The organism is Pseudomonas farris (assembly GCF_019145235.1).
In the GTDB taxonomy this organism is placed as follows: domain Bacteria; phylum Pseudomonadota; class Gammaproteobacteria; order Pseudomonadales; family Pseudomonadaceae; genus Aquipseudomonas; species Aquipseudomonas farris.
Genome location: NZ_JAHSTV010000002.1, coordinates 39,143 through 51,990 on the forward strand (window position 1 = coordinate 39,143; position 12,848 = coordinate 51,990).

Sequence of the window (12,848 nt, forward strand, 5' to 3'; positions counted from 1 at the left end):
GGGCGCTCCATGTGGCGCGGGATGGAGAGACTGTCAGCTGCTCCATGCTTCGCGCAATCCGTAATCCGATGACATGGACCTCGTTTCCGAACTGCAATAATCAAATAAAAAACCAAGGACTCGGATAACTTCCGGCATCTGATAACTACAGGGAAAAAAGATCAATGCCTCATGCGGTTTTTGTCAGCAGAACCATTCTGTTTGGAGATTGTGATCCGGCGGGAGTGGTGTACACCCCGCGATTTTCATATTTTGCAGTGGAAGCTATTTATGGAGCGCTTGATAAGTGGTTGGGAGCGCCCGGGCTTAGAACGCTGATGGGTTTTGATGTGTTGCCACCTGTACGCGCCATGTCATTGGAGTTACTGACTCCCCTGACTTGGGATGATGAGTTGAACATCAAGGTTAGCGTCGCCAAGTTAGGGGTTCACTCCTTCACGTTTTTGGTTGAAGGATTTGTCAGCAACGAGACATTATCGTTTGTCGCGAATATCACTCATGTTTGTGTCTCGCCTGAAACCAAAGACATTGTTGCCATTCCAGCACCGCTGAGAGCGCTTCTTTCATAATTCGCAGGCTCGACAGCTCCTACGGGTCGCATGACTCTTCAGCCGGTATTGAACAACTGACGGATCAGGTTGGGCGTACTGCCAGTCCAGCGTTTGAACGAGCGGCGGAAGTTTGCCGCATCGTTGAAACTCAGGTACTCGGCCACTGCTTCATTGCTGAACCCCTTGATCTGGTACAGGTACAGGGCCACGTGCTTGCGCACCAGGTCCACCTGTTGCTGGAAACCGGTGTCGTGTTTTTGCAGTTTGCGCTTGAGGGTGGCGGGGCTCATGGCGAAGGCCTGGGCGGCTTGTTCCAGGCTTGGGGTGTGGCGCACGTGGCGCTGTAAATAGCGGTACATGCAGCCGAGAAAACTCGACGTGCAGCCCAACTGTTGCAGTTGCCCCTGAGCTTCCTGACGGGCGACCTGGCCAGCAATGGCCGACGCATCGGGCCATCGCTGGGCGAGAAATTCCCGGGGGATGCGCATCAGGTCCAGAGGCCGGTTGAATTGAGTGTGCTCGCCCAAATGCACCCAATACTGCTCGACATAACGGGGCTCGGCATGGCTGAAACTGCATTCCCACGGCAGACGCTGGCCGCTCAGCGCGCGACTCATGGCTACCAGCGAGGTCATGCTCGCTTCCAGCAGAAAACGCCATTGCTCGCCGGACCCGCAACTGTCCAGCCAATAGAGATAGGCGTGTTTTTCATCCAGCACCAATCGCGGCGTCATTAACGGGCTGAGCAGCGCCTGTTGCTGCACCAGGGTGTCGAGTGCCTGGTGCAGATTTTGTGCATGGCGCAGGGCGTGGCTGGCGGCGCCGTAGTGTCCGGGCAGCAGGCGCTGACCGAACAGAAAACTGCTGTCGTCGGCATCCAGCAGACGTCGGCTGTTGCCGATCAGCGCGAAAAACTGCAGGGGGCTGAGGCGGGTCTGGCCAGCCAGAATGTCTTCATGAAACAGCCCCGTGCCGCGCAGCAGACGATGACTGTCGATGTCCCGGGACAGCGCCAGATCGATCAGGGTTGCCGGTTGATAATGCCCGGGGATGAAACGGCTGTCGGTTTCGTACCACGTGGTTTTCAGGGTCATGGCCGGGCCTCAGGCCGTTCTGGCCAGAGGCTGCTTGGCCCGGGCCAACGCCAGGTTAAGGCGCTTGAGCAGGGCGTCTGGCGACTCGTTCAGCGCCATCACCACCGCCGTGCTCGCCGACAGTTGCAAGCGTTCGCCGTGCTGTCGGGTTTTGTGCGCCAGGCCCTGAACCGCCTGTTGCAGTTCCAGCGCCAGCAGCCGTGCCTGGCTCTCGCCGGTGTTGGGCAGCAGCACCACGAAACGATCGCCGGCCAGTCGGCAGAGCAAGTCCTGGCGCCGCAGATTGAGCAACAGCAAATGACTGAGCGCTTGCAGCACGGCGTCGCCTTCGGCATGCCCGAAAGCCTGATTGATGGCCGAGAAGTTGTCCAGGTCCAGCGCCAACAACGACAGCGGCTGTTGTTGGCCGTGGCTTTCCTCAAGGCTGCCGGCCAGTTGCCGCTTGAGGTAATCGGCGCCGCCCAAGGGCGTGAGTTTGTCGAACAACCGATGTTCGCGGAACAGCCGCTCGCGTTTCTCCATCTGCGCGCTGATTGCCAGTTGTTCGCGGTGCCAGTGATAGATGCCGATGGTCAGCAGGATCATGCCGACCGGCATCGGCCCGGACTCGAGCCAGTGATCCCAGGTGATGCTGTCGGGCAGGCGGATGAACTCGTCGAGGCTGTCGATCCACCAGGAAAAAAAGATCCCGCTCAAACCCAGCGCCAGGTAATTGGTGACGCGCCCGGCCGGCCGACTCTTGAGTACCAATCCCAGCCAGACCAACGCCAGCAACGCCGATCCACCTTCACCGACGATGTCCAGCCAGACCCATTCGCTGACCGGTTTCACCTCGCCGCAGGCCAGATGCAGAAGCAACCCCAGGTTGGCGGCCAACAGCAGCAGGGCGAGTTTCCAACGGTGGGGTTTGAGCACTGAGAACATGGCCGTGATCCTTTGGCGAAGAAGCAATGCGCGCCAGCACAGCAGATGTTTGTGACAGTCGGGTGACTGGGGTGTGAGGGAGGGGTGAGGTCGAATCAGCTCATGGTGCAGCAAAGTTTTCTGGCTGGCGCAGAACCTGTGGGAGCGGGCTTGCTCGCGAAAGCGGTGTGTCAGTCGACATCAATGTTGATTGTGCCGCCGTCTTCGCGAGCAAGCCCGCTCCCACATGGATTGCGCTTAGCTGACTGACAGTTGGGCAAGCCTCCTCACCACAGAAGCATTGTCAGCCAAAACAAGTCATTTCAGCTCACTTCCCTCCCCGAAACCCCACAAACCCCCCGGTTTACCGCACCTCCCGCCAACCCCTGTCACAGAACCGTCATTCCCCGGCCCTAGCGTGCCCTCCCAGTTGCCGGGCCTCTTGCCTGGCGTTAACGGACTCTTGGGGGAGGACATTCATGTACAAGCGCAGCAGCACCGCAGGAGTGGTCGGTTTCACGCTCACCGCCCTGGCCATGGCGATCGCCAGTGAACGCCTGAGCGCCGCCGAAACCGTGGCGAATACCGAACACGTCGAAGTAGTGGGCCAGGCGGCGAGCATTGATCAGGCGCTCAAGGAGCAGCGCAGTTCCGACAGCATCAAGAGCGTGGTGCATGCCGACGGCGTGGCGCAGTTGCCGGACGAAAACGTTGCCGAAGCGGTGCAGCGCTTGCCGGGCGTCAGCGTCGAGCGCGACCAGGGCGAAGGGCGATTTGTCAGCGTGCGCGGCCTCGGTCCGGATCTGAACAGCGTGACCATCAACGGCACACTGGTGCCATCGCCGGAAAGCGAACGCCGGGCCGTGGCCCTCGATGTGCTGCCCTCGGAATTGGTGCAGTCCTTGTCGGTAATCAAAACCCTGACCCCGGACATGGACGCCAACTCCCTGGGCGGTACCGTGGATGTGAAAAGCCTCTCGGCCTTCGATCACAAAGGGCTGTTCTACACCGGCAGCAGCGAAGCCAGTTACGACAAGAATACCCACCAGACCAGTCCGAAATTTTCCGGCGCCATCAGTGATCGCTTCAGCCTTGGCGACGGCATCGACAACTTCGGCGTCGCTGCGGCGCTGAGCTGGCAGAAGCGCGACTTCGGCTCGGACAACGTCGAAACCGGCGGCGCCTGGGACTTCGAGCAAGGCGCCAAATTGCAGGAGTTCGAGCAACGCGATTACGACATCAGCCGTGAACGCTCCGGTGGTGGCCTGAACTTCGATTACAAACCCGACGACCTCAGCAGCTATTACCTGCGCACCCTGTACAGCCGCTACAAGGACAGCGAGACGCGCAATTCCACCAGCCTCGAATTCGCCGACCCACTGACGGCGGGGGAGTTGGGCGACGCCGAAGGCTCACGCAAACTCAAACAGCGGGAAGAGACCCAGGAAATCCAGTCCTACGTATTGGGCGGCGAGCGTATGTTCGGCCTCTGGACCCTCAGCGGCCAGGCCGGCTACAGCCGCTCCAGCGAAGACAGCCCGGGCCACATCGCCAACGCCGCGTTCAATGGTACCGACGATTTCACTGACAGCGGTTTCTACGACAACGACAAGCCGCGGCCCATCATCGGTCAGAGCTTCTACAACCCGGACAACTTCAGCCTCGACAAGGTCGACTGGGAAAAACAGAAAACCACCGACACCGAGAAAAACCTGCGCCTGGACCTGGCCCGCGATTACGACTTCAGCGGCTATGCGTCCCAGGTCAAATTCGGCGGCAAGGTCAGCCGCCGCAACAAAGACAACAACCTCGACGCCTGGGTCTATGAAGATTTCGACGATCTGGGTTTCAGCGATGAACAGCTCAACCTCAGCCGATTCAAGAAAGGCACCGTGGATTACCGCCTCGGCCAATTCGGCCCGGGCATCAGCGGCAGCGCCATCAAGCAGTTGATCGGTGGCCTGAATCAGGCGGACTTCTATGACGAGACCGAATCGCGGGTCAACGACTTCAAGATCAGCGAAGACATCAACGCCGGCTACCTGATGAACACCATCGATATCGATGACTGGCGTTTCATTGCCGGCATGCGCTACGAAGGCACCGAGTTCGAAGCCAAAGGCACGGGCGCCACCGACGGCGAGTTCCAGTCCACCGAAACCAAACGCCGTTATCACCACTGGTTGCCGGGCCTGCATGCGCGCTATCAACTGGACAAGAACACCCAGGTGCGCGCGGCCTGGACCAAGTCCGTGGTGCGCCCGACTTTCGGCCAACTGGCGCCGGGTTTTGTCATCGACGATGACGAGGCGACCTTCGGCAACCCGGACCTCAAGCCGCTGGAATCCAGCAACCTCGACCTGGGCATCGAGCACTACATGGGCCATGCCGGCACGGTCTCGGCGTTCGTGTTCTACAAAGACATCAAGAACTTCGTTTACAACACTGACCTGGCCGGCACCGGTGCCTGGGCCGATTTCTCCGAGGCTCATACGTTCGCCAACGGCGACAGCGCCAAGCTATATGGCCTGGAACTGGCCTACTCGCAGAAATTCGACTGGCTGCCGGCGCCCTGGAACGGTCTGCTGCTCGGCGCCAACACCACCTTCAGCCGCTCCGATGCCGAGATCGAAGGCTTTGACGCCGCCAGTGGTATCAACCGCAAGCGCAGCATCGATTTGCCCAACCAATCGGACACCGTCGGCAACCTGATGCTTGGCTGGGAAGACGACAAGCTGAGCCTGCGTCTGTCGGCCAACTACAAATCCGATTACCTCTTTGAGTTGGCCTCGATCAACGACAAGGCCCACGACCTGCACGTCGACGCCCAGACCTTCGTCGATTTCAGCGCGCGGTATTCGCTGACCAAAAATCTGCAAGTCAGCTTCGAGGCGCAGAACCTCACCGACGAGCCGTACTTCGTCTACACCGGCAACCGTTCCTACAACGGTCAATACGAAGAATACGGCCCGACCTACAAGCTCGGCCTGACCTTTACCCACTTCTAAGCCCCGGGGCGGCAGCCCGGTGTTGCCGCCGTGATGGATGCACGACAAGGACTTTGCCTGTTCATGAGTATTTCGTGGTTACCCAAACACGGTCTGCTGACCACCCTGATCAGCTTGACCATCGGCCAGGCCATGGCGGCCGCGCCGAACCTGAGCCTCTCACCCTGGGCACCGAATCTGGCAGTCGACGCGGTGGCGTTTTTGCCCGCCGACTTCGGCACCGAACGCCTGGCCGCCAGCGAGCGTGACGGCTTGCTGCTGCTCGACACGCAAGGCAAAGAGCTGGCACGCCTGAAAGGTTCGTTCAGTAGCCTCGACAGCCGCGCCGCCGGCCAACATGTCTTGGTGGCCAGCCTCGACAACGCTCGACAACAAGCGTTGCTGGTCAGCCTCGATCCGGCCAAGCGCAGTTGGGGGCAACCGGTGTATCTGCCGACGCGGGATTACCCGGTGAACGGCCTGTGCCTGTACCGCGACGAAGCCAGCAATCTGTTCCTGTTTCTGGTGGGCGAGGAGGGCAAGGGTGAGCAATGGCTGGTGGGCAACGGCGTCACTTTGAACCCACAACCGCAACGGGTGCGCGGTCTGCCGCTACCGCCATCGGCACAGTTCTGTCAGGTCGACGATGGCGCCAATCAATTGGTGGTCAATGAGGAGAACGTCGGTTGGTGGGCCTACCCGGCGCATGCCGAAGCCGATGTAACGCGCACACCGGTGGCCATGCGCGAACCGTTCGGCGAGATCAAACAGGCAGCGGGTGCGATGGCGCTGGAGCCGGGTGGCATCGTCGCACTCGATCCGAAAGCCGCGCAGTTGCATCTCTATCAGCAGCAGGGCGAACGCTGGACGGCTCAGGCCACCTTGGCGCTGCCAGGCTTGAACGAGCCGGAAAACCTCGCTCTGCGCCCGACGGCCAAAGGCTTGGAAGTACTGCTGCGCGACGATGATGACGGCCGTCTGTATCAGGGCGAACTCGACTGGCAAGCCACGCCGGTGCCCTTGGCGCCGGCGCTGGCGAACGTAAAAGCAATCAGCCAAAGCGACCCGGTAGGGCGCCAGGGCGATGCCGCGGATGATCCGGCGATCTGGATTCATCCGCAGCAAGCAGCCCTGAGTCGGGTGCTGGGCACCAATAAAAAGCAGGGGCTGATGGCGTACGACCTGCAAGGCAAGCTGCTACAGGAGTTGCCGGTGGGGCGGCTGAACAACGTCGATATACGGCCGAATTTCAAGCTCGGTCAGCAGACCGTCGACCTCGCGGTGGCGAGCAATCGCGATTACAACAGCCTCAGCCTGTTCAGCATCGACCGCACCAGCGGTGAGTTGCGCGAAGCCGGTGAGATTCCCACGCCGCTCAAGGACATCTACGGCCTCTGCCTGTTTCAACCGGCCAGCGGCGAAATCTACGCGATCGCTAACGGCAAGGACGGCACCTTCCTGCAATACCGCTTGAGCGCGCCGAACGGCAACGTACAGGGCGAGCTGGTGCGCCAGTTCAAGGTCAACAGCCAGCCCGAAGGCTGTGTTGCCGACGACCAGCACCAGCGCCTGTTTCTCGGTGAAGAGGACGTCGGCGTCTGGGCGGTGGACGCCCGCGCCGATCAACCGGCGACGCTCAGCAGCGTGATCAAAGTCGGTGCGCAGTTGCAGGCGGATGTGGAAGGGCTGGCGCTCTATCAAAGCGCGGCGCAGGACTATTTAGTGATCTCCAGCCAGGGCAACGACAGCTATGTGGTGCTCGATGCTGAACCGCCGTTCGCGTCTCGCGGCGCATTCCGCGTCGGGCTGAACGCGGCGGCGGGGATCGACGGTGCTTCGGAAACCGATGGCCTGGAAGTCACCTCGGCCAACCTCGGCGGTCCCTGGAGCCACGGCATGCTGGTGGTGCAGGACGGCCGCAAACGCATGCCCGAGCAAACCCAGAACTTCAAATTCGTGCCCTGGGCCGAGGTCACCAAAGCGTTGAAATTGCCCTGACCCGGCCAGTCATCAACCTGTCATCACTATTTCATCGAATAGCTCAACGGCCGTCGCGCATCGACAGCCCGAGAGCGCCAGACAAGGAGTTTCACCATGCAAGCGACACTGGAACACATGACCATCTGGGGCCTGATCAGTGATGCCAGCCTGCTGGTCAAAGCCGTCATGCTCATCCTGTTGTTGGCGTCGGTGCTCAGCTGGTACCTGATCATCCAGCGCAGCGGCGTGCTGCAACGTCGCGAGCGGCAGCTGAACAACTTCATGCAGCGCTTTCGCAGCACTGCGGACCTGTTGCCGCTGTACCGCGAAACTGCACAGAGCGCTGACAGCGAAGCCGGTGTCGAGCCGATTTTCCACGCCGGGTTTCAGGAATTCAGCCACCTCAAACAGCACTCGGGCAATGCGGCCGACGTGGTGCTCGAAGGTGTTGAACGGGCGTTGTACGTGGCCATCAGCGAGCAAGAAGTCCGCCTGGAGAAGGGCTTGCAGTTCCTCGCCACGGTCGGTTCCGTCAGCCCCTATATCGGCCTGTTCGGCACGGTGTGGGGGATCATGAATTCCTTCCTCGGCCTGTCCCAGGTGCAGCAGGCGACGCTGTCCACCGTGGCCCCGGGCATCGCCGAAGCGCTGATCGCCACGGCCATCGGCCTGTTTGCCGCCATCCCGGCAGTGATCGCCTACAACCGCTTTTCGGCGCGCAGCCAGACCCTGCTGACTCGCTACTACGCCTTCGGCAATGAATTGCAGGTGCGCTTGCATCGCACCTTGCATGGCACGCCGATGAACCTGGCCGTCGCAGCCTGAGAGGAGAATACAGATGCTCGTCAGACCGCAACGCAAGCACGGGCCCAAGGCCGAAATGAACGTGGTGCCGTACATCGACGTGATGCTGGTGCTGCTGGTGATTTTCATGGTCACCGCGCCGATGCTGACCCAGGGCGTGAAGATCGAACTGCCCAAAGTCGCCAGTGAAGCGTTGGCCACCGATACTCGCCAGCAAATCCTTACCCTGTCGGTGAAGGCCGAGGGTGGTTATTACTGGAACCTCGGCGGTGAACTGGATACGCAGCACCAGACTGACAGTGCGGTGGCGCTCGACGAGATGCGCGCCAAGGTCGCGCAGATTGTTGCCGAACGCCGTGACACTCAGGTTTACATTCGCGCCGACAAGGACGCCGGTTACGGCAGTGTGGTCGCAGCCATGGCGGCGTTGCAGCAGGGCGGTGTGAGCAACCTCGGGCTGGTGACCGAGGCCCCGCAATGACGGCGATGATCATGCCCAGTCCATCCATGACATTGCGGGATGCTGCCCGCAACGGGTTCTGGAAAAACAGTCTGGCGGCGAGCCTGGCGGTAGGGCTGCATGCCATTGTGCTGGCGTTGTTGGTGCACGGCTGGACCCTGGAGAAACCACCGCTCGAACAGCCGGCGGTGTTGAGAACGCAACTGGTGATGCTGCCACCGGCGCCGAAGGCGACTGAACCGGTAGCGGCGCCGACGCCGCTACCGGAGCCAGTGGCCGAGGCGCTCATCCAGCCCGTCAAACCTGCGATCGATCCGCAGATCCAGGCGCAAAAACTTGAACAGGCCGTTCTTGCGCGCAAACGCGTCGAAGACAAAAAACGCGAACTTCAGGCCGAGCAACAACGCCAGCGTCAGGAGACAGAAAAACGCACTCATGACCTCGAGCAGCAACGCCAGGCCCAAGAGCAGGCCCAAGAGCAGGCACAACGCGCCGAACAATCGCGCCTGGCCGCCGAACGCGCGCGTCAGCAGGCCACCCAAGTAGCTGCCGACAGCCGCCAATACCTGCCCCTCAGCAAGGACGCGCCGGACTATCCGCAACGGGCGCTGGATAAAAACATCGAAGGCGATTGCACCGTGGAATACACCGTCAATCCCCAAGGAAAAATCGAAAACCCCAAGGTGCTGGACGGCTGCCATCCGTTGTTCATGCGTCCGTCGCTGGCCGCCGCCAACACCTTTCGTTACCAGCCGAGAATCGTCGACGGCCACGCGGTGGCAGTGCCGGCCGTGCGCAATACCTTTCACTACCGGATCAAGTGAGCGGCACCCCTAGTGGATAGGCGTGCGGCTATGCGGTCGTGAGATAGACTGATCAGCGGGCATCGGACGGTGGGGGTGACAGGTGGCGCGCTTCAGATGGATTCGCTGATCACGGCGGCGGCCCGTGCGCTTGCGGCGGGTGATCCCCTCGGCGCGCTGAACCGCATCGCCTTGCGCGACGATGCGCCTGCGCTCGCGCTTCGCGGCATCGCGATGGCGCAGTTGGGCGACCTTGTGCGCGCGAAGGCGCTGGTGCGCAGCGCCGCACGTGCTTTCGGGCCGAAAGAGGCGTTGGCCCGGGCGCGATGTGTCGTCGCCGAGGCCGAAATCGCGCTCGCCTCGCGGGATCTGAACTGGCCAACTAAGGCACTCGACGCCGCGCGGGCAACGCTTCAGGCGCATGGCGACTGGGTCAACGCCGCCCATGCGCGGTACCTCGAGATCCGCCGCTTGCTGCTGATCGGGCACCTCGACGAGGCCGAACACCGGCTCGCCGAGCTTGATCCGACGCCGTTACCGCCCGCATCGAGGGCAGCCTACGAACTGGTCGTGGCGGGCATCGCGATGCGCCGCCTGCAAACAAAAGCGGCGCGCGCTGCACTTGAACGAGCCGAGCTTGCTGCACAACACGCCGCTATTCCCGCGTTGACGGCAGAGGTCGAAAGCGCCGCCCGCATCCTCGATACACCGGCGGCGCGACTGATTGTCGGTGGCCAGGAACGGCCGCTGCTGCTCGATGAAATTGAAACGTTATTGACATCCCCCACACTGGTCGTCGACGCCTGCCGGTATGTCGTGCGCGACGCAGGCTCGGCGGTTTCACTCGCCCGGCGGCCGGTGCTATTCGCGCTCGCCCGGGCGTTGGGCGAAGCGTGGCCCGCTGACGTGCCGAGGGAGACGCTGATTGCGCGAGCCTTTCGGATGAAGTTCGCGGATGACTCCCATCGCGCGCGGTTACGCGTCGAACTCGGGCGGTTGCGCGCGGCGTTGCACCTGATCGCCGATGTCGTCGCGACCCCGCGAGGGTTTGCGCTGGTGCCGCACGATGCGCGTGACGTCGTGGTGCTGGCGCGACCTGTCGAAGAGCAGCATGCGACGCTGCTCGCCTTCCTCGCCGACGGCGAATCGTGGTCGAGTTCGGCCCTGGCGTTGGCGCTTGGCGCCAGTCAGCGCACCGTGCAACGAGCCCTCGACACGCTGGCGGCTGTCGGCAAGGTGCAGTCATTCGGTCATGGCCGCGCCCGGCGCTGGATGACCCCGCCGGTTCCAGGATTCGCGACGGTATTGTTACTCACAGGGTTGCTGCCGAGTGACTAGCATCGACTTCACCAGCCCAGTGAAAGAGGAGCAAAACATGAAACATTCAGCAGCCGAAATCATCCGCGAATACGGGCCTTTTCCAGGCGTCGACAGCGTGCATGGCGTCACCCATGACGGCCAGCAGGTCTGGTTTGCCTCCGGCGACAAACTCAACGCCCTCGATCCTGCGAGCGGCAAGACGCTGCGCTCGATCGATGTCGCCGCCCATGCCGGGACAGCCTTCGACGGTCAGCACCTGTTTCAGATCGCCGAGGATCGCATCCAGAAAATCGACCCACAGACCGGCCGTGTGCTCTCCACCATCCCCGCGCCCGGCGGCGGTGGGGACTCGGGGCTCGCCTGGGCCGAAGGGACGCTTTGGGTGGGTGAGTATCGCGAGCGCAAGATTCATCAGGTCGATCCCCAGACCGGGGCAGTGCTGCGCACGCTCGAATCCAACCGCTTCGTCACCGGTGTGACCTGGGTCGAGGGCGATCTGTGGCACGGAACGTGGGAGGGGGACGAGAGCGAGTTGCGGCGAGTCGATCCGGCAACGGGCGAGGTGCTGGAGAGCGTCCAGATGCCGGCTGGCGTCGGCGTGTCGGGACTTGAGTTCGATGGTCACGACCGGTTTTTCTGTGGCGGCGGCAACAGCGGGAAGGTAAGGGCAGTGCGCCGTCCTGAATAAGCCTTTGCGGCGCAAGTCTCGGGTCGTACCGCGGTGCGCGAATGGAACTAATCTACAGTGGCCGAGCGAGACCTTTTGAGGGGCTCAAGCCATGCAACCTATTGAACATCCGCGATACGACCTGGCGCTGTTGATTGCATTTCTTCTCATCGTCGCAGCGCTGGGGATTTCACCCCATAGTCGAGTGGATTGGGTCCTGGAAAATCTGCTGGCCCTGCTGCTGGTGATGGTCCTGGTGGGCGTCTCCCGACGGTTCCGTCTGTCTGCCGTTTCCATCACTCTGGTATTCGTATTTCTCTGTATCCATGAACTGGGCTCGCACTACACCTATGCGCTGGTGCCCTACGACCGCTGGTGCTCAGCCTTGACCGGGGTCAGTCTGAACAAAACCCTTGGGTTGGAACGCAATCATTACGATCGACTGGTCCATCTGACGTATGGACTCTTGATGGTGTATCCGATTCGGGAAGTGCTTGTGCGAATCACGCCGCTACGGGGGGGCTGGGTCGGGTTTATCGCGCTGAATATCATTCTGTCGACCTCAGCTGTCTATGAAATCGTGGAATGGATAGGTGGGCAGTTCCTGGGAAAAGACACGGCGAAGGCATTTGTCGCTGCACAAAATGACCCATGGGACTCTCAGGCCGACATGGCACTGGCAGTGGCAGGTGCGTTCTTCACGTTATTGGTTGTCTGGTTCCGGCGACGGTTGTTTCATCAAAACACTCAATTAAATGCCCTCGAAAAAAATTCATAAAATTTATAGAGTGTTCTAATTGAATGATGTCGATAAGCCGCTAATGTAAAGTTGATGTAACACTTGGGGTGTCCGCGCAGTAGTTGTTTTCCGACGAGTTACGTTGAACTTATTTGATTCTGGATAGTATCAATATTATTGCAATGCGCCTGCAATTTGGCAGGTGTTTTTATCTGATAACAAGACGCATTAAGGCACGGTTGAATTTCGCTGTATATTCATACAAATGGCCTTTTTGTTTGGCTTTTTATAGTCGTAATGTATTGAAATTAAATGATATTATTTTGGTTATTTGCTTGGTGTTTTATGCCATTGATAATGGCGAGTTATCCTGTTTGGTGGCAATATTTTGGCAGTGGTAGTGTCAAAAAATAACTTTATAATTAGTCGGGCATTTTTCTGGCGGGGTGCTAGTGTTGGTAGTCTTGTGTTGGATCACACTTGGCTCGCTTCTTAGGGGGAGTGCATTATGTCGACTCCAAATCCTCGTATTGCGGTTCT

Annotated in this window: 11 protein-coding genes; 9 read left to right on the forward strand and 2 right to left on the reverse strand. The window is 60.4% G+C overall.

The window, feature by feature from the left end; all coding sequences use genetic code 11:
• Positions 1–164 precede the first annotated feature (164 nt).
• Positions 165–569, forward strand: coding sequence for an acyl-CoA thioesterase (locus KVG95_RS03435; RefSeq protein WP_217854511.1), 405 nt, complete (start codon positions 165–167; stop codon positions 567–569).
• A 38-nt stretch (positions 570–607) separates the two neighbouring features.
• On the opposite strand, the gene KVG95_RS03440 is transcribed toward KVG95_RS03435, so the two are convergent.
• Both KVG95_RS03440 and KVG95_RS03445 read right to left on the reverse strand, forming a co-directional pair.
• Entirely contained in the window at positions 608–1,645 is a 1,038-nt protein-coding gene (locus KVG95_RS03440; RefSeq protein ID WP_217854512.1) for an AraC family transcriptional regulator, read from the reverse strand.
• Positions 1,646–1,654: 9 nt separating this feature from the next.
• The gene (locus KVG95_RS03445; protein ID WP_052963047.1) at positions 1,655–2,569 is read right to left on the reverse strand and encodes a GGDEF domain-containing protein; all 915 of its coding nucleotides are present in this window, start codon (positions 2,567–2,569) and stop codon (positions 1,655–1,657) included.
• A gap of 458 nt (positions 2,570–3,027) precedes the next feature.
• Here KVG95_RS03445 and KVG95_RS03450 point away from each other — a divergent pair, with 458 nt between their 5' ends.
• The 8 genes from KVG95_RS03450 to KVG95_RS03485 all read left to right on the forward strand — a co-directional run bounded on the left by KVG95_RS03450 (position 3,028) and on the right by KVG95_RS03485 (position 12,347).
• Positions 3,028–5,556: a TonB-dependent receptor gene (locus tag KVG95_RS03450; protein ID WP_217854513.1), complete on the forward strand. Its 2,529-nt coding sequence runs from the start codon at positions 3,028–3,030 to the stop codon at positions 5,554–5,556.
• Between the two features lie 63 nt (positions 5,557–5,619).
• The gene (locus tag KVG95_RS03455) at positions 5,620–7,533 is read left to right on the forward strand and encodes a phytase (RefSeq protein ID WP_217854514.1); all 1,914 of its coding nucleotides are present in this window, start codon (positions 5,620–5,622) and stop codon (positions 7,531–7,533) included.
• A gap of 96 nt (positions 7,534–7,629) precedes the next feature.
• A complete protein-coding gene (tolQ, locus tag KVG95_RS03460) occupies positions 7,630–8,340 on the forward strand; it encodes a protein TolQ (RefSeq protein ID WP_217854515.1) in 711 nt (236 codons plus the stop codon).
• A gap of 13 nt (positions 8,341–8,353) precedes the next feature.
• The gene (gene tolR, locus KVG95_RS03465; RefSeq protein WP_052963043.1) at positions 8,354–8,800 is read left to right on the forward strand and encodes a protein TolR; all 447 of its coding nucleotides are present in this window, start codon (positions 8,354–8,356) and stop codon (positions 8,798–8,800) included.
• On the forward strand, positions 8,797–9,603 hold the full coding sequence (locus tag KVG95_RS03470) for an energy transducer TonB (protein WP_217854516.1): 807 nt from the start codon (positions 8,797–8,799) through the stop codon (positions 9,601–9,603). Before tolR ends, KVG95_RS03470 begins: the two co-directional genes overlap by 4 nt.
• A gap of 96 nt (positions 9,604–9,699) precedes the next feature.
• A complete protein-coding gene (locus KVG95_RS03475; RefSeq protein ID WP_217854517.1) occupies positions 9,700–10,920 on the forward strand; it encodes a helix-turn-helix domain-containing protein in 1,221 nt (406 codons plus the stop codon).
• A 37-nt stretch (positions 10,921–10,957) separates the two neighbouring features.
• On the forward strand, positions 10,958–11,590 hold the full coding sequence (locus KVG95_RS03480) for a Vgb family protein (RefSeq protein ID WP_217854518.1): 633 nt from the start codon (positions 10,958–10,960) through the stop codon (positions 11,588–11,590).
• A 91-nt stretch (positions 11,591–11,681) separates the two neighbouring features.
• A complete protein-coding gene (locus KVG95_RS03485; protein WP_217854519.1) occupies positions 11,682–12,347 on the forward strand; it encodes a DUF2238 domain-containing protein in 666 nt (221 codons plus the stop codon).
• The last annotated feature ends 501 nt before the right edge of the window (positions 12,348–12,848 follow it).